The sequence below is a fragment of the Burkholderia sp. Bmkn7 genome (genome assembly GCF_041103175.1).
Taxonomy (GTDB): domain Bacteria; phylum Pseudomonadota; class Gammaproteobacteria; order Burkholderiales; family Burkholderiaceae; genus Burkholderia; species Burkholderia cepacia.
On record NZ_JBGCUH010000002.1, the window covers coordinates 2,228,183 to 2,245,914 of the forward strand.

General features: G+C 68.9%; 15 protein-coding genes. 7 read left to right on the plus strand and 8 right to left on the minus strand.

Annotation, left to right across the window (positions count from 1 at the left end):
- Window positions 1-92 precede the first annotated feature (92 nt).
- Window positions 93-1,499, plus strand: coding sequence for an alpha,alpha-trehalose-phosphate synthase (UDP-forming) (otsA, locus tag AB3K92_RS15845; RefSeq protein ID WP_021162139.1), 1,407 nt, complete (start codon window positions 93-95; stop codon window positions 1,497-1,499).
- 7 nt (window positions 1,500-1,506) lie between these two features.
- Here the strand turns inward: otsA and AB3K92_RS15850 are convergent, their stop codons facing one another.
- Entirely contained in the window at window positions 1,507-1,974 is a 468-nt protein-coding gene (locus AB3K92_RS15850) for an OsmC family protein (RefSeq protein WP_048024606.1), read from the minus strand.
- A gap of 83 nt (window positions 1,975-2,057) precedes the next feature.
- The gene (ftsH, locus tag AB3K92_RS15855) at window positions 2,058-4,040 is read right to left on the minus strand and encodes an ATP-dependent zinc metalloprotease FtsH (RefSeq protein ID WP_369465396.1); all 1,983 of its coding nucleotides are present in this window, start codon (window positions 4,038-4,040) and stop codon (window positions 2,058-2,060) included.
- A 472-nt stretch (window positions 4,041-4,512) separates the two neighbouring features.
- On the opposite strand from ftsH, the gene AB3K92_RS15860 reads away from it, so the two are divergent.
- Entirely contained in the window at window positions 4,513-6,171 is a 1,659-nt protein-coding gene (locus AB3K92_RS15860) for an acid phosphatase (RefSeq protein WP_369465397.1), read from the plus strand.
- A gap of 137 nt (window positions 6,172-6,308) precedes the next feature.
- Here the strand turns inward: AB3K92_RS15860 and AB3K92_RS15865 are convergent, their stop codons facing one another.
- Window positions 6,309-7,805, minus strand: coding sequence for an FAD-dependent oxidoreductase (locus AB3K92_RS15865; protein WP_059552196.1), 1,497 nt, complete (start codon window positions 7,803-7,805; stop codon window positions 6,309-6,311).
- A gap of 292 nt (window positions 7,806-8,097) precedes the next feature.
- Complete coding sequence (locus tag AB3K92_RS15870; protein ID WP_027791660.1) at window positions 8,098-8,307, minus strand: hypothetical protein; 210 nt, start codon at window positions 8,305-8,307, stop codon at window positions 8,098-8,100.
- Window positions 8,308-8,767: 460 nt separating this feature from the next.
- Between AB3K92_RS15870 and AB3K92_RS15875 the strand changes: the two genes are divergently transcribed.
- From AB3K92_RS15875 to AB3K92_RS15895, 5 genes are read left to right on the plus strand one after another with little or no spacing between them, the layout of a single operon-like run.
- A complete protein-coding gene (locus AB3K92_RS15875; protein ID WP_059552194.1) occupies window positions 8,768-9,184 on the plus strand; it encodes a nuclear transport factor 2 family protein in 417 nt (138 codons plus the stop codon).
- Window positions 9,185-9,187: 3 nt separating this feature from the next.
- Window positions 9,188-10,045: an SDR family NAD(P)-dependent oxidoreductase gene (locus AB3K92_RS15880; protein ID WP_369465398.1), complete on the plus strand. Its 858-nt coding sequence runs from the start codon at window positions 9,188-9,190 to the stop codon at window positions 10,043-10,045.
- A 40-nt stretch (window positions 10,046-10,085) separates the two neighbouring features.
- Complete coding sequence (locus AB3K92_RS15885) at window positions 10,086-10,844, plus strand: SDR family oxidoreductase (RefSeq protein ID WP_369465399.1); 759 nt, start codon at window positions 10,086-10,088, stop codon at window positions 10,842-10,844.
- Window positions 10,798-11,718: an SDR family NAD(P)-dependent oxidoreductase gene (locus tag AB3K92_RS15890; RefSeq protein WP_369465400.1), complete on the plus strand. Its 921-nt coding sequence runs from the start codon at window positions 10,798-10,800 to the stop codon at window positions 11,716-11,718. Before AB3K92_RS15885 ends, AB3K92_RS15890 begins: the two co-directional genes overlap by 47 nt.
- Window positions 11,719-11,776: 58 nt before the next feature.
- Window positions 11,777-12,685: an NAD(P)-dependent oxidoreductase gene (locus tag AB3K92_RS15895; protein WP_059492192.1), complete on the plus strand. Its 909-nt coding sequence runs from the start codon at window positions 11,777-11,779 to the stop codon at window positions 12,683-12,685.
- Window positions 12,686-12,782: 97 nt separating this feature from the next.
- Here the strand turns inward: AB3K92_RS15895 and AB3K92_RS15900 are convergent, their stop codons facing one another.
- From AB3K92_RS15900 to AB3K92_RS15915, 4 genes are all read right to left on the minus strand, one after another.
- Entirely contained in the window at window positions 12,783-14,648 is a 1,866-nt protein-coding gene (locus AB3K92_RS15900; protein WP_059588836.1) for a phosphoenolpyruvate carboxykinase (GTP), read from the minus strand.
- A 525-nt stretch (window positions 14,649-15,173) separates the two neighbouring features.
- Complete coding sequence (locus tag AB3K92_RS15905; protein ID WP_369465401.1) at window positions 15,174-15,950, minus strand: glucose 1-dehydrogenase; 777 nt, start codon at window positions 15,948-15,950, stop codon at window positions 15,174-15,176.
- A 115-nt stretch (window positions 15,951-16,065) separates the two neighbouring features.
- Window positions 16,066-16,821, minus strand: coding sequence for an SDR family NAD(P)-dependent oxidoreductase (locus AB3K92_RS15910; RefSeq protein ID WP_059650614.1), 756 nt, complete (start codon window positions 16,819-16,821; stop codon window positions 16,066-16,068).
- A gap of 9 nt (window positions 16,822-16,830) precedes the next feature.
- Window positions 16,831-17,697, minus strand: coding sequence for an SDR family NAD(P)-dependent oxidoreductase (locus AB3K92_RS15915; protein ID WP_060052600.1), 867 nt, complete (start codon window positions 17,695-17,697; stop codon window positions 16,831-16,833).
- Window positions 17,698-17,732: the final 35 nt, after the last annotated feature.

Below are 17,732 nucleotides of genomic sequence, written 5' to 3' on the forward strand. Positions count from 1 at the left end.
CTCATCGCTTCGCGCACCGCGAGCCGATGGCGGCGTCAGCTTCTCGCGCCACGGCCGCACGAACCTTCCCCCAACAATCGTCAGGAGAGCTGGTGAGCCGACTCGTCGTCGTATCCAATCGCATTGCAGATCCCCGTAAAGCCGCAGCCGGCGGGCTCGCCGTTGCCGTGAAAGACAGCCTGCAGGAATCCGGCGGCGTCTGGTTCGGCTGGAGCGGAAAGCTGCGCGGCAGCGACGACCAGCCCGCGCATGGCGACGACGTGCAGATCCAGAACGTCGGCGGCATCCAGCTCGCGACGATCGATCTCGACCCGCAGGACTACGACGCCTACTACCTCGGTTATTCGAACAACGTGCTGTGGCCGGTGTTTCACTACCGGCTCGATCTCGCGCAGTTCGACCGCCGCTTCGCCGACGGCTACCGGCGCGTGAACCAGTTGTTCGCGCGCAAGCTGCGCACGCTGCTGCGTCCCGACGACACCATCTGGGTCCACGACTACCAGCTGATTCCGCTCGCCGCCGAGCTGCGCGCGATGGGCTGTACGAATCCGATCGGTTTCTTCCTGCACATCCCGATGCCGCCGCCGCCGATCATGGCTGCGATCCCGGAACACGAATGGCTGATGCGCTCGCTGTTCGCCTACGATCTCGTCGGCTTCCAGACCGAGTCGGATCTGCTCCACTTCGAGCATTACGTCGAAGCGGAAGCCGGCGCCGCGCGGCTGCCGGACGGCCGGCTGCGTGCATTCGGCCGCACGCTGTCGGCCGGCGCGTTCCCGATCGGCATCAACGTCGACGAGTTCGAGTCGCTCGCGCGCGACCGCGACGGCCTCGACATGTTCGAACGCATGCGCGACGAATACTCGCGCCGCCAGTTGCTGGTCGGGGTCGACCGGCTCGATTACACGAAAGGGCTGCCACAGCGCGTGCATGCGTTCCGCGAGTTGCTCGAACAGTATCCGGAGAACCGCGACCGTGCGACGCTGATCCAGATCGCCGCGCCGAGCCGCGAGGATCTCGGCGCATACGACGACCTGCGGCGCGAGATGGACAGCCTGTGCGGCGCGATCAACGGCGACTACGGCGAGCTCGAATGGATGCCGATGCGCTACATTCACCGCACCGTCGCGCGCAAGCGCCTGCCGGGCCTCTATCGCGCGAGCCGCGTCGCGCTCGTCACGCCGCTGCGCGACGGGATGAACCTCGTCGCGAAAGAATTTCTCGCCGCGCAGGACGCGGCCGATCCGGGCGTGCTCGTGCTGTCGCGTTTTGCCGGCGCGGCCGAGCAGCTGAAGTCCGCGCTGCTCGTCAACCCGTACGACACGCAAGGCACCGCGCAGGCGATCCAGCGTGCGCTCGCGATGCCGCTCGAGGAACGCCGCCAGCGTCATGCGGCGCTGATGGCGATCGTGCGCAAGACCGACGTGCACTGGTGGCGCACGCGCTTTCTCGACGCGCTCGCCGAAGCGGCCGAAGTCGCGGCCGCGGCCGAATCCTGACGCGCGCTCACGCGTCCGTCGCCGCGAATTCGAGCGCCGCGCCGCTCGCATCGCACAGGTCGACCGACACCGGTATGCCTTCTCGCAGGCTATCCGTCAGCACGCAGTACGCATCGAACTGATCGAGCACGCGCGTCGCCGCCGCGAGATCGGCCCATGTCCTGCCGATCGACAGCCGTACCGACATCGCGCCCACGCGCACCCTGCCCGCTTCGTTCCGCACCATGTCGACATCGATGTGCGCGGCAATCGGCTGCGGATCGACATGCTGCTTTTCCAGCGCGAACAGCAGGCTCGCCGCGAGACAGGTCGCGACCGCCGCGGCCAGCAACCGGATCGGGTTCGGTCCGCGTCCTTCGCCGAGCGGCGGCGGTTCGTCGGTGAGCACCGGCGACAGCGTCGTGCCGGCAAACACCACTTCGAAACAGAAGCGCGCCTGCTGCGCGACATCGACCGATATGTGCGCCTCGCTCATGGCAACTCCGCGCGGATCAACTGGGAAAGGAATGCCGGCACGCAGTCGCATCGATGCGCGCCGCCCGCAGGTTCGCGGCACCTTCAGCGCTCGGGTTCGCGTGGCGGCCCGTATGCGACGAAATCGCGCTCGACCGCGGACGCGTGCTCCGTTTCGATCGCACCGCCGCGTGCGCCGGCTTCGTCGTCCGGTGCCGGTGCCGCCGGCGTCGCGGACGACGGTTCGACGCGCCCGTCGATCAGCGCCTGCAGCGCTTCGCGCTCGAGCACCTCGGATTGCAGCAGCCGTCGCGCGATGCGTTCGAGCGCATCGCGGCGCTCGCCGAGCGTCATCGCGACCCGCGCATGCGCATCGGCGAGCAGCGTGCGCACCTCGTCGTCGATCATCCGCGCGGTGTGCTCGCTGCAGCGCCCGTCGCCCGCATGCCACGCGCCGGGCATGCCCTGGCGCACATCGCCGTCGTCGAACGTCGCGAGCCCGATCTTCTCGCTCATCCCGTACTGCATGACCATGTGGCGCGCCATCGCGGTCGCGCGTTCGAGATCGTTCTGCGCGCCCGTCGACACGTCGCCGAACACGAGCTCCTCGGCAACGCGCCCGCCGAGCAACGCATCGATCCGGTCGAGCAGTTCGCTCCGGCGCAACACGTAGCGATCCTCGGTCGGCACCTGCTGCGTATAACCGAGCGCCGCCACGCCGCGCGGAATGATCGACACCTTCTTCACCGGGTCGCAATGCGCGCGGCTTTCCGCGACGAGCGCATGGCCGGCCTCGTGATACGCGATGGTCAGCTTCTCCTGCGCGCTCATCACGCGGCTCTTGCGTTCGAGGCCCGTCAGCGCGCGATCGATCGCCTCGTCGAAGTCGGCCATCCCGATCGCCGGCTTGCCGAGTTCGGCCGCATGCAGCGCGGCCTCGTTGACGACGTTCGCGAGATCGGCGCCGACGAAGCCCGGCGTGCGCGATGCCAGCTCGCCGAGATCGACGTCGGCCGCGAGCTTCACGCGCTTCACATGCACGCCGAGAATCTGCCGGCGGCCGTTCACGTCGGGCCGGTCGATCGCGATGTGGCGATCGAAGCGGCCCGGCCGCAGCAGCGCGGGATCGAGTATCTCCGGCCGGTTCGTCGCGGCCATGATGATCACGCCGGAGCCGGCCTGGAAGCCGTCCATCTCGACGAGCAACTGGTTGAGCGTCTGCTCGCGTTCGTCGTTGCCCGACATCGGGCCGACGCCGCGCACCTTGCCGAGCGCGTCGAGCTCGTCGACGAACACGATGCACGGCGCCTTCTGCTGCGCCTGCTCGAACAGGTCGCGCACGCGCGCCGCGCCGACGCCGACGAACATCTCGACGAACGCCGAGCCGCTGATCGAGAAGAACGGCACGGCCGCCTCGCCGGCCACCGCGCGCGCGAGCAGCGTCTTGCCGGTGCCCGGCGCGCCGACGACGAGCACGCCCTTCGGGATCTTGCCGCCGAGCCGCTGGTAGCGGTCGGGGTTGCGCAGGAACGCGACGAGCTGCTGAAGCTCGGCCTTGGCTTCGTCGATGCCCGCGATATCGTCGAACGTGATGCCGGTTTCCTGCTGCACGTACACGCGCGCGCGGCTCTTGCCCATCCCGGTGAAATCCTGCAGCCCGCCGCGCTTGCGCAGCATCATGTTCCAGATGAACACGAACAGCACGAGCGGCAGCAGCCACGAGGCAAGCGATGCCATCCAGCTCGTGTCGGGCGTGCCGTGATAGCGGATGCCGGCCGCGGTCAGCGTGTCGGTCAGGTGTTCGTCGCTCACGCGGTTGGTCGTGAACCGCCACGGCGCGCCGGCCTGCTGCACGGCCGAGGCGTCGGACGCCGGCAGCATCGCGCCGGCCTGCGGCATCTTCAGCGTGCCCGAGATCGACGCGGGGCCGACTTCGAGATCGTCGACGAGCCGTGCGGCGACGAGCCGGTGGAAATCGCTGTACGCGATCGACGCCGACGACGGACGCAGCATCAGCAACTGCGCGGCGAACAGCACGAAGAAGCCCGCCGCGATCAGCAATCCCGGATAGTCGAATTTCCTGTCCATGGCATCCGGCCGGACGTGCGCGCGACGCTACGCTGCGCTGCCGCGGCACGGCGGACGTGCGTGGCTGCGCGCGCAGCCCGCGCGCGGCGTCGGCGGCCATGCGGCAGCGGTAGTCATGCGTGCCATCTCGCCTCGCTCCTGCGCATCAACGATGCCGCGACAACGCCGTCGGCCGGCATCGCCGGGCAATCCTCGCCCGGGCGACACGCCGCGACGCGCCGCCCCTGATTCAAGTCTAGTTCGCGCGAGTGCGTCGCGCATCGCTCGCGGCGCGACGGGAATCGTCCGACAAACACCTTTCATCCGCCCCCGTTGCCGCGTTATAGTCGCGTTCGTGACATTTTTGTGACAGATGCATCGCACGCGCCGATACGCCATACGGGCCGTTGCCTTCCATCGTTCGGCACGGCAGCCTGTGCGGCACCGCCGTGCATCACGCCCCGTCCACCCGCCCATTCGAGGAACCCACGCCGTGAACGACACCCCCGATCGCCCCGACGACCTTCCCGCCGATCCCGACCGCCGCCGCGTGCTCGGCGGCCTTGCCGCGCTCGGTGCGGGTGTCGCGCTCAGCGGCTGCGAAACCACCGGCGCGCCGCGTTCCGCCGCCGACCTGCGCGTCGACGAAGCGTTGCGCCAGCGTGTGCGGCACATCGTCGTGATCTACGCGGAAAACCGCAGCTTCGCGAACCTGTACGGCGATTTCCCGGGCGTAAGCCATCCGCTGAGCGAGGTGCGGCCCGAGCACGCGCAGCAGTTCGATCGCGACGGCAAGACGCCGTTGCCCGTGCTGCCGAAGATCTGGGGCGGGCTCGTGCCGCAGGCGCAGGAGGTGGACGGCAAGCGCTACGCGATCGCCGAGCGCGACATCGACAAGCTGCCGAACGCGCCGTTCCGGATCACGGACGCGCAGGGCAAGCCGCTGCCGAACGGCGTGATCACGCGCGACCTGTGGCACCGCTTCTACCAGAACCAGATGCAGATCGCGGGCGGCCGCAACAACCAGTTCGCCGCGTGGGCCGATTCGGGCGGCCTCGTGATGGGCCATTACCGCAATTCGGCCGACACGCTGCGGCTGTGGAACCTCGCGCGGCAATACACGCTGTGCGACAACTTCTTCATGGCGGCCTTCGGCGGTTCGTGGATGAACCACATGTTCCTGATCTCCGCGCAGCCGCCGCTGTATCCGGACGCGCACAAGCATCCGCATGCGGCGAAACTGCTGTCGAAGGTCGAAGGCGACGATCCGGCCGGTACGCGCCTGAAGCTCGCCGACGATTCGCCCGCGTCCGCGCTCGACGGCCCGCCGAAGTTCGCGGGCGACGGCCCGCTGACGCCGGACGGTTATGGCGTGAACACGATGGCGCCGCCGTATCAGCCGAGCTACGTGCCGCCGCCGGACCCGGGCAATGCCGCGTACGCGGACCCGGCCGACCATCGCGTGATGCCGCCGCAGGGTTATGCGACGATCGGCGACCGCCTGTCGGAGAAGAACATCGACTGGGCGTGGTACAGCGGCGCATGGCAGTACGCGCTCGAGCATCGCGACACGGGCACCGTGCCCGATTTCCAGTACCACCACCAGCCGTTCAACTATTTCGCGAACTACGCGCCCGGCACCGAGGCGCGCAGCAAGCACCTGCGCGACGCCGGGCTCGGCGACGAGCCGTCGACCAACCACTTCATCGCCGACATCGACGCGGGCCGACTGCCGGCCGTCACGTTCTACAAGCCGCAGGGCAACCTGAACATGCATGCGGGCTACGCGGACATCGAATCCGGCGACCGTCACATCGCGACGGTGATCGACCATATCCGGCGCGGGCCGCAATGGGACAACACCGTGATCGTGATGACGCACGACGAGAACGGCGGCTGGTGGGATCACGTCGCGCCGCCGGTGGGCGACCGCTGGGGCCCCGGTTCACGGATTCCGGCGCTCGTGATCTCGCCGTTCGCGAAGAAGGGTTTCGTCGATCACACGCTGTACGACACGAACTCGATCCTGCGCTTCATCAGCCGCGTGCACGGGCTCGCGCCGCTCGACGGCGTGGTCGCGCGCAACAAGGCGTTCGCCGCGCGCGGCGCGACGCCGCCGGGCGACCTCACGAACGCGCTCGACCTCGGCTGACGGCGGGTTGGCCTGGTTGGCGGCTTGGCGGCTGAGCCGCTGAACCGCTCAAGCACCTGGGCACTTGGGTGCCCGAAACGACGACGCCCCGGGCAAGACGATTGCCCGGGGCGTCGTTCATTTGCACCCTGCCAACGCTACGCGGCGTTGCGCAGCGCGTCGCACCCCGCCTGCGCGGCGTGACGGCCGGCCTGCCGGCCGAAGAACGTCGCGTCGGCCAGCGACAACCCCGAGCTGTACCCGGCGCCCCAGCGCGGCAGCCCGCAGGTCGTGCGGCCGGCCGCATAGAGCCCCGCCACCGGCGCGCGCGCCGCGTCGACCACCTGCCCGGTCGGCAGCGTGTCGAGCCCGCCGAGCGTGAAGTGCGGATAGAACGCGTAGTCGATCCGGCAATCGAGCGCGACGAACGGCGGCTCGATCAACGGCTGCAGCCATTTCCCGGCCTTGTGGAACAGCGGATCGGCGCCTTCGGCAGCATGGCGGTTGTAGACGTCGACAGTCGCCGTCAGCGTGCCCGCCGGCATCTGCAGGTCGCGTTCGACTTCCTCCCACGTTTCGCCGGCCGCTGCGATGCCGATCCGCGCAATCGCGGGCGGCTCGCGGTACGTCGCCTGGTCGACGAGCAGGTAGATGCGGTCGCCGGCCTGGTGGAACGCGTGATGGCCCGTGCGGCCGTGATAACCGTCCTCGTTGATGAAGCGCTGGCCGCGCGCGTTCACGAAGATTCCCCGGATCAGCGATTCGGGCGCGTAAAACGGCAGGCTGACGAAACCCTGGTCCATGTGGATCGCCGCGCCGCCCGCGCTCTGGCCGAGCAGGATGCCCGAGCCGTCGTCGCCGGGGCTGCCGATCGGTTCATCCGAGCGCAGGAACTGCGGCGCATGCCGGCGCACCATGTCGCGATTCATCGCGAAACCGCCCGCGCACAGGATCACCGCACGACGCGCACGCACGCATGCCGTCTCGCCATACGCGCGCAGCACGACGCCGCGCACCGCGCCGTCGTCGTCGACGATCAATGCGAGCGCGCGCGTGTCGTAACGCGTCGCGACGCCGAGCGCCGCCACGCGTTCGGCCAGCACGCGCATCAGCATCTGCCCGCCGCCCCAGCCCGGCCATTGCGGCGTGTGCCCGCGCGGGCACGGCTTCGCGGCCTCGCTGAACGGCCAGGCTTCCTCGCTGCCCGACCAGATCAGGCAATCGTCGGTCTCCGGTTCGACGATCCGCTCGGCAATGAACGTGTTCTTGTACGTGAGGCCCTGCGCGACGAGCCAGTCGTGGTGCGCCAGGCTTTCGTTCGCGTAGAGCCGCACCTTTGCCTCGTCGGCGTCGCGCCCGCCGGCCAGCATCAGGTAGCGGTACAGATCCTCGGTGTCGTCGGTAAAGCCGGCCTGCCGCTGTGCGGGCGTGCCGCCGCTGCCGCCGAGGTAGATCTCGCCGCCCGACAGCGCGCTCGTGCCGCCGTAGCTCGACGCGCGCTCGACGATCAGCGTGTCGGCGCCGGCGCGCGCGGCTTCGATCGCCGCACAGGCGCCGGCCGCGCCGAAGCCGACGATCACGACATCGTGTTCGGCATCCCAGCGATGCACGTCGCGAATGTTCAGGGGGTGAGTCAGGGAATAGTCGGATGACATGAGGAATGGGTCAGCGTGTAGGAAACCTGAGGGAAGCGATGGAAAGCGGTGGACGCGGTGAGGGCCGACAGGCGGCCCGTTGCCGACGTTGCCGCCGCAATGCCTGAATGCCGGATCGGGCGTGCGACGGTGCGCGTGCACGACGCACGCGTCCCGTGCCCGGTTGAAGCCGCGACCCGCATCAAACGGGATCGGCCCGCGCGATGATTACGACGTGGCCGTGGCGAAGGGCGTTGGTACGCCATCGCGCCGCCACGGCTGCCGGCCTGCGCTGTGCGCAGCCGCGCGGACGTCACATGCCGCGCAGCGCGGCGAAACCGAAGTGCGACGGATCGATCGGCACGCAGCCGGCCGGCAGCCCGTTCGCGTCGACCGAGCGGCATTGCAGGATGCCGGCCGCATACGGCGGCGACGGAACCTGATCGGCGCCGTATCGCGCCATCGCCATGGCAGCGAACGTGCCCATCGCCAGTACGCATAGCTTGCGAGTCGTCAGTCTCATGATCGTCGTCCCCTCCGGTTGTCCGCTGGTGCGGTTCGTGTCCGGCGTGCATCGCATGCGGCACCGGATGACTGCACGGTAGCCAGCGCCCGGCCGCCGGCCATCGTCCATTTCGACTAGGGGCAAACGCTGAGCGGCGGGCGCACGGCGTGTCGCATCGCAGCATCGTGCGCGACGGCTTCGCACACGCGGAGGAGACGCGGCGCGTTGCGCGCCAGTCGCGGCCGGCCGCGCCAATCGTCAGACGCCTGTCGCACGCCGGTCGCTGCGCCGCACCAACCTTGCGCGATCGTGCGGCACGCGGCGCCCGGCCCCGGTGTTTTCCCCGACCCTCGCCCTGCTCCGTATGGATGATGAGCCGCCACCAGTCCGATGCGAACCTTCGCCTCGACGTCGCAATGCCGCCGCGTCCGCACTCGCGGCGCGGCCGACTCTTTCCGTTCTTCCACGGGAGCCCTGCATGACCGATTCGAATCCCCGCCACGCGCTGTACGAACTGGCGTGCCGCTACGCGCAAGCCGTCGACCGGCGCGACTGGCCGCGACTCACCGCCCTCTTCACGCCCGATGCACAGCTCGCCGGCCCCGGCTTCCGCTTCGACGACCGCGACGCGATCGTGACGGGCATGCGCGTGATCGAGCGCTACGAAGCGACCCAGCATCACGTGCACAACCAGCTCGTGACGCTCGACGGCGGCGCGGCCGACGTCGAGACCTATGGCGTCGCCTGCCACGTCTACGTGCGCGACGGCGTGAAGCGCAAGCTCGACTGGGGGCTGCGCTATCGCGACCGCTGCGTGTTCGACGGCGGCACGTGGCGTTTCGCCGCGCGCACGCTGCACGTCGACTGGTCGCAAGACCTGCCGCTGGAGGGCTGAACGATGCGCACCGCTGCTCCCCTCGACGGCCGCACCGCACTCGTCACGGGCGGCGCCGGCGGCATCGGCGCGGCCTGCGCGCACGCGCTCGTCGCCGACGGCGCGGCCGTCGTGCTGATGGGCCGCCGCCGCGACGCGCTCGAACGCACGCAACGGCAACTGACCGACGCGGTGCCCGGCAGCCGCGTCGCGATCCACGCGGGCGACGCCTGCGACGAAGGCGACCTGCAGGCCGCGCTCGACTGCGCGTGGGCGCTCGACCGTCGCCTCGACATCGTCGTGCCGACGGTTGGCGGTGCGGGTTTCCGGCCGCTGCTGCTGCACGACGCCGACACCTTCCGCGCCGAAATCGACCTGAACCTGCACAGCGCGTTCGCCGCGATCCGTCACGCCGCGCCGCGGCTCGCCGACAGCGGCGGCGGCGCGATCGTCTGCATCTCGTCGACGGCCGCGCGGATCAATTTTCGCTGGCTGTCCGCGTACTGCACCGCGAAAGCTGCGCTCGAAGCGCTCGTGCGCGGCGCGGCCGAGGAACTGGCCGGCGCGAAGATCCGCGTGAACGCGGTGCGCCCTGGCCTCACGCGCTCCGAAGCAACGGCGCCGATGTTCGACAACCGCGCGCTCGTCGACAGCTTTCTCGAGCAGATCCCGCTCGGCACGCTCGGCGAACCGGAAGCGATCGCGCATGCGGTGCGCTATCTCGCGGGCCCCGAGTCGAGCTGGGTGACCGGCCAGAGTTTCGCGGTCGACGGCGGCCACGAACTGCGCACCAACCCGCGCGTCGACGACACGATCGCGCAGATCTACGGCACGGCCGCGCTCGACGCGATCAAGGCCGGCCGCGCACCGGGCGCCGCATGAGCGGCCGCCTTCTTTCAACGTCAAGGGAAAACGACCGACCATGAATCGAGTCGCAAACAAGGTCGCGCTGGTCACCGGTGCGGCAAGCGGCGTCGGCCGCGCGGATGCGCTGCTGCTCGCCGCCGAAGGCGCGCGTGTCGTGCTGACCGACATCGACGAGGATGCAGGCCGCGCGCTCGCACGCGAGATCGGCGACGCCGCACTGTTCGTCCGCCACGACATCGCCGACGAGGACGGCTGGCGACAGGCGATCGCATCGACGCTCGACCGCTTCGGCCGCCTCGACGTGCTCGTCAACAACGCGGCGATCTGCCCGGTCGGCTCGATCGAGGACACGAGCCTCGACACGTGGCGCCGCGTGATGCGCACCAACGCCGACGGCTATTTCCTCGGCTGCAAATATGCGATCGGCGCGATGAAGGGCAACGACACGCCGGGCTCGATCGTGATGATGTCGTCGGTCGCCGCGCTCGGCGGGCTGCCGATGATGTGCGCATACACCGGGTCGAAAGGCGCGGTGACGGCGCTCTCGCGCAGCGTCGCCGTGCACTGCAAGCGCAGCGGTTACCGCATCCGCTGCAACTCGATCCATCCGGACGGGATCTGGACGCCGATGACGCAGGCGCTGATGCCCGATCTCGACCCGGCCGCGCTCGGCATCGGCAGCGATCCGATGGCACGCATGTGCGACCCGCGGGACGTCGCGAATCTCGTGCTGTTCCTCGCGTCCGACGAATCGCGTTTCGTGAACGGTGCGGAGCTGCGGATCGACAACGCGCAACTGGTGTCGTCGCTGTGACGCGACGCACTGCCCTCCCGTTCAAAGGAGTTCATCGATGATTTCGTTCAACGGCAAGACCGTGCTGGTCACCGGCGGCGGCGCGGGCATCGGCCGCGCGTGTGCGGAAGCGTTCGGCGCGGCCGGCGCGCGCGTCGCGGTAGCCGAGATCGACCCGGCCCGCGCGCAGGACGTGCGCCAGGCGCTCGAGGCGGCGGGCGTCGACGCGCTCGTCGGCACCGTCGACGTCACGCGCCGCGAGCAGGTCGATGCGTTCGCACGAACCGTCGACGCGCGCTTCGGCGGCCTCGACGTGCTCGTCAACAATGTGGGCGACTTCCTGCAGATCGCGAAACCGTTCGACGACTGCACCGACGACGACATCGCACGGCTGTTCGACGCGAACCTGCGCCAGGTGTTCGTCGTCACGCGCGCGATGCTGCCGTTGCTGCGCAAGCGCGGCGCGGGCGGCAGCATCGTCGGCGTGTCGTCGATCGAAGGCTTTCGCGCCATTCCGAACTGCACCGTGTACGCGTCGTTCAAGGCCGCGCTGACCGGCTTCACGAAAAGCCTCGCGCTCAAACTCGGGCCGGCGGGCATTCGCGTGAACCAGATCGCCCCCGAAACCACCGAGACGCCGCAGGTGCCCATCAGCGCGATGGTCGCGGCCGAGCATCGCGAGCACATCCCGCGCTGGATCCCGCTCGGGCGCTTCGGCGCGGCCGGCGATATCGCGGGTGCCGCGTTGTTCCTCGCGAGCCCGCTCGCCGCGTGGGTCACCGGCACGACGCTGCATGTCGACGGCGGCGCGCTCGCGGCGGCCGGCTGGTATCGCGACCCGAACGGCTTCTGGACCAACATGCCCGTCGTCACGGGCAACGGCTTCAATTTCTGAGCGGCACCGCCCGCCTGTTCATTTCACGCGGCACGAAAGCGCCGCTACCGGAGACACCATGAAGATCCTGATCGTCGGCGGCACCGGCCTCATCGGCGGCCATGCCGCGCTGCACCTGCACGCGCAGGGCAACCACGTGACACTCGCCGCACGCAAGCCACCCGCCCCCGGCAGCGCACTCGCGCAGTTCGATGTACTGCTGCGCGACTACGTGGCCGGCAACTTCACGCGCGACGATCTCGCGCCGTTCGACGCGGTGGTGTTCGCGGCCGGCAACGATATCCGCCACCTGCCGCCCGGCACCGACGAAGCCGCGCACTGGGAGCGCGCGAACGTCGACGCGGTGCCACGCTTTTTCGCGCTCGCGCGCGACGCGGGCGTGAAGCGCGCGGTGCTGGTCGGCAGCTTCTATCCGCAGGTCGCGCCGGCGCTCGTCGACACGGTACCGTACGTGCGCTCGCGCCATCTCGCCGACGAACGTGTCCGCGCGCTCGCGACGCAGTCGTTCGCCGTCTGCAGCGTCAACGCGCCGTTCGTCGTCGGGTCGGTGCCGGGGCTGCGCAACGAGATGTTCGCTGCCTACACGGGCTATGCGCAAGGCCAGTTCGCGGGGCTGCCCGTGTTCGGGCCGGCCGGCGGCAGCAACTTCATCTCGACGCAATCGCTGTCGGAAGCGATCTGGGGCGCGCTGCAGCGCGGCGAAGCAGGCAAGGCCTACCTCGTCGGCGACGAGAACCTCAGCTTCGCCGACTACTTCGCGGCCTTCTTCCGCGCGGCGGGCAATCCGCGGGACGTCCCGTCGCTCGACCAGGAGCATCCGCTGTTGCCCGACATCGCGATCTACACGGGGCGCGGCAACGTCGTGTCGTACGAGCCCGATCCCGCCGACAGCGCGCTGCTGCGCTACCGGCGCGGCGATGTGCAGCGTGCGGTCGATGAAGTCGTTGCGCATTGCCGCGCGCAGTAGGCAAACGGCGCGTGTGCGGCGCGGATGCAAAAACGTCCCGCCGCCGGCAACGAATGCCGGCGGCGGGACGTCGGAGCGACAACGTCGATGCGGGCCGTCAGGCGCCGATACGCTGCTCGATCTTCTTCATCGTGTCGGTCATTTCAGCCGGCAGGCGCAGCTTCAGCATGTCGAACAGCGCCGCATGCAGTTTCAGCTCCTCACGCCATTCGTCGGCGTTCATCGACGTCACCGCGTCGAACTGCTCGCGCGTGAAATCGAGGCCGTCCCAGTGCAGGTCCTCATACGCCGGCGACACGCCGAACGCATGCTCACCGCCGCCGCCCGTGCCTTCGAGACGGTCGAGCATCCACTTCAGCACGCGCATGTTCTCGCCGAAGCCCGGCCACACGAACTTGCCGTTCGCATCCTTGCGGAACCAGTTCACGCAGTAGATCTTCGGCAGTTTCGCGCCGGCGCCTTCGAGCTGCTTGCCGAGCTTCAGCCAGTGCGCGAAATAATCGCTGACGTTGTAACCACAGAACGGCAGCATCGCAAACGGATCGCGGCGCACGATGCCCTGCTGGCCGACCGCCGCGGCGGTCGTCTCCGAGCCCATCGTCGCGGCCATGTACACGCCTTCGACCCAGTCGCGCGCCTCGGTCACCAGCGGCACGGTCGTCGAACGGCGGCCACCGAAGATGAACGCGTCGATCGGCACGCCGGCTGGGTTCTCCCAGTCGTCGTCGATCGACGGGCACTGCGCGGCCGGCGCCGTGAAGCGCGAATTCGGATGCGCCGCCTTGCGGCCCGTCTCCTTGCCGATCTCCGGCGTCCACGGGTTGCCCTGCCAGTCGGTCAGTTTCGCGGGCGGCGTGTCGGTCAGCCCTTCCCACCACACGTCGCCGTCTTCCGTCAGCGCGACGTTCGTGAAGATCACGTTTTTCGTGAGCGTCGAGATTGCGTTCGGGTTGGTCTTCACGCCCGTGCCCGGCGCGACACCGAAGAAGCCGGCTTCCGGGTTGATCGCATACAGTCGGCCGTCGCGGCCCGGCTTCAGCCACGCGATGTCGTCGCCGATCGTCGTGACCTTCCAGCCATCGAAGCCCTGCGGCGGAATCAGCATCGCGAAGTTCGTCTTGCCGCACGCGGACGGGAATGCGGCTGCGACGTGATACTTCTTGCCGGCCGGCGACGTCACGCCGAGGATCAGCATGTGTTCGGCGAGCCAGCCCTGGTCACGCCCCATCGTCGATGCGATACGCAGCGCGAAACACTTCTTGCCGAGCAGCGCGTTGCCGCCGTAGCCCGAACCGAAACTCCAGATCTCGCGCGTCTCGGGAAAGTGCACGATGTACTTGACCGGGTTGCACGGCCACGGCACGTCCTGCTGGCCGGCTTCGAGCGGATGGCCGACGCTGTGCACGCACGGCACGAAATCGCCGTCCTCGCCCAGCACGTCATACACCTCGCGGCCCATGCGCGTCATGATCCGCATGTTCACGGCGACGTACGGGCTGTCGGACAGCTCGACGCCGACGTGCGCGATCGGCGAGCCGAGCGGGCCCATCGAGAACGGCACGACGTACAGCGTGCGGCCGCGCATCGAGCCGCGGAACAGGCCGTTGAGCGTCTCGCGCATTTCGGCGGGCGCGATCCAGTTGTTGGTCGGGCCGACGTCGTCGCGCGATGCCGCGCAGATGAACGTGCGATCCTCGACGCGCGCGACGTCGGACGGATCGGATTGCGCGAGATACGAGTTCGGGCGCTTCGCCGGGTTCAGCCGCTTGAGCGTGCCCTGGTCGACCATCGCCTGGCACAGCGCGTCGTATTCTTCCTGCGAACCGTCACACCACACGACACGCTCGGGCTCCGTGAGCGCCGCGATGCGCGACACCCAGTCGATCAGCTTGCGATGTTTGACGAAAGCCGGCGGAGCGATCAGCGGGCCGTGTGTTGCTTCGGCCAGATTGTTTTGCGACATGAGGGTGTCTCCAGATTATTGGGCGAGGATGGGGGATGCGGGGCGAGCCCGCGAGATGGGGGATGCGATTGGAGCGCAGGGTGCGGCGGCGCGCAGGACGGGACACGCGAGCGGAGCGCGTGTCGATGCCGCGATGCGTGCGAGAGAAGGTGACGTCTCGTTAGAAGGTGCGAACGCGAGTTTCGCCATGCAAGCAACCTGCCGTACAACTCCATGGCGACCAGCATACCATCGCCGTTATTCGGCAAACGTTGCGTTGCAACAAGAAACAACTATGTCGGCGATCCGGCACGCCGGTTGCCTGTGAATTATTTTTACAACGCCATTGCGCGCGTTTCGGCGGTGAAACGGCCAGGACGGCCGTCCAACAAGGGTTTCGCGGAAGCGGCAAATCCGGCCCGCCGCGCCCGCGTTTGGCCAGCGAGCGCGCGGGCCGTGCGAATTCACGTTTTCGCTAGTCAGGCAAACCCTGAATTAGGTTGCGTACACAAACATCCGACGAGAACGTGCGGCAGGCCCACCTGCTCAAAACGGCGCGCCCGGCAATCCGGGGTAATACGCGCCTGCCGCCATCCCGCCGTCGACGGCCAGTTCCGCGCCGTTGCAGTACGACGCTTCGTCGCTCGCGAGGAACAGCGTCGCGCGCGCGATTTCATCGGGCAGGCCGACGCGTTGCAGCGGTACGTTCGCATAGTGCTTGTTGATTTCCTCGAGCGGCGCGCCGGTCGGGTTCGACATCGCGGTGTTCACCCCGCCCGGATGGATCGAATTCACGCGCACGCCATGATGGCCGAGTTCGAGCGCCGCGACCTTCGTCAGCCCGCGCACGCCCCACTTGCTCGACACGTACGCGGCCAGTGCGTTCACGCCGCGCAGCCCGTCCACCGACGAGATGTTGACGATTGACCCGCTTTTCTGCGCGATCATGCGCGGCGCGATCGTCCGGATCCCGACGAACGTGCCGACGAGGTTGATCGACACCGCACGCTCGAAATCGCGTTTCGACAGCTCGGTGATGCCGCCGAATGTCAGCACGGCCGCATTGTTGACCAGCACGTCGATACGGCCGAACTGCTCGACCGTCGCTTCGGTCACGCGCACCCAGCTCGCTTCGTCGGCGACGTCGAGCCGCATGAAGCGCGCCGCGTCGCCGAGCTCGCGCGCGAGCGCTTCGCCTTCCGCATCGAGCACGTCGCCGATCACGACGCGCGCGCCCTCCGCGACGAACAGCCGGCACGTCGCCGCGCCCATGCCACGCGCACCGCCCGTGACGATCGCTACCTTTCCTTCCAGTCGACCCATGTCGTCCTCTCTTCGATTCCGGTTTGCCGGCCGCCGCGCGCAGGCGTGCACGCGCGTGCCGGATCATGATCGGCACGCGGCCGGTGCCGCGCGCCTGTGCCGTCGGCCCGCGTCGTCAGCCCCAGTACGCCTGCCCGCCGTCGAGCGGCAGCGTCGCGCCCGTCAGGTACGCCGCGTCGCGGCTCGCCAGAAACACGATCGCGCGCCCGATGTCCTGCTCGCAGTCGCCCACGCGGCCGAGCGGAATCGTGCGGAAAAACGCGGCGGCTTCCTGCGGGTTCGCGTCGACCCAGCCTTTCAGGCCCGGCGACAACGCATGCGGTGCGACCGCGTTCACGCGGATCCCGTCCACGCCCCACTCGCAGGCAGCCGCGCGCGTCAGCGCACGAATCGCCTCCTTGGTCGCCGCGTACGCGCCGTAGCCGGACGCATCCCAGCGCACCGCGGCCGACGAAGCGAAATTGACGATCACGCCGTCGCCCTTCAGATGCGGATGGCACGCGCGCATCATGCGCAGCGTCGCGATCGGCCCCGACTCGAGCCCCGCGAGGAAATCCGCATCGGTGACGTCGAGCAGGCGGCCGAGCGGCACGACCTGCGCGTTGTTGATCAGGATCTGCACGCCGCCGAAGCGCGCAACGACGCTGTCGACGCACGTCACGATCTGCGCGGCGTTCATCACGTCGCACACGAACGGCTCGGCCACGCCGCCACGCGCGCGAATCGCCTCGCAGGTCGCGAGCAGCTTGTCGCGGGTACGACCGACCACCGCAACGTGCGCGCCTTCCGACGCGAGCGCCTGCGCGACGCCCTGGCCGACGCCCTGCCCCGCACCCGTCACGAGCGCGACCTTGCCTTTCAGGATGCCCATGTGCGCTCCTCAGGCGACGATCGCCGGATGGGCCTGCACAGGCCCGCCGAGCAGTTCGCGGTACGACGGCGGCTGCTTGCCGTCGAGATCGGCGATGCCGTATTGCAACGCGGCTTCCGCGCCGACGAGCACCTGCCCCGACAACGCCATGCGCTGCGGATCGCCGTGAATCGCGTGAATCACGCGGCCCGTGAATTCCGGACTTTCCGCGACGAGCGAGAATTCCTTGTACAGATCCGGGTGTTCTTCCCACACGCGCGTCGTGCGCTCGGTGCGCAGCGGGCCCATCCAGATCGACACGGCCGCGACGTCGAACGGCTTCAGGTCGACGGCCATGTCCTTCGCGAACTTGTCGACACCGGATTTCTGCGCGCCGTAGGCCGCCCCGTGCATGTAACAGCTCGCGCCGAACGACGACGTGAACGCGATCAGGCCGCTGCGACGCTTCACCATCAGCGCCGCCGCGTGCCAGCTCGCGACATAGGCCGAGCGCAGGCCGACATCGAGGATGTTGACGAGGTCGAGCGACTTCTCCCAGAACGGGCCCGGCTGGATCAGTTGATCGTGCAGGTAGGTCGCGTTGTTGACGAGAATGTCGAGCCGCCCGCTTTCACGTTCGACGCGCTCGAACAGCGCCTTCACCTGCGCGTCGTCCGCGTGGTCGCACGCCACCGCGATCCCGCGGCCGCCGAGCGCATCGATCTCGCGTGCGGTCTCGTGGATCGTGCCGGGCAGCGGCGCATCGCCTTCGTTCTGCGAGCGGCCCGTGACGTAGACGGTCATGCCGGCCGCACCGAGCGCGCGCGCGATACCCTTGCCCGCGCCGCGCGATGCGCCCGTCACGACGGCGACCGGCGCATCGTGGTTCTGTGTCATGTTCGATGTCTCCTGTGGAATGTGCGTCATGTGCA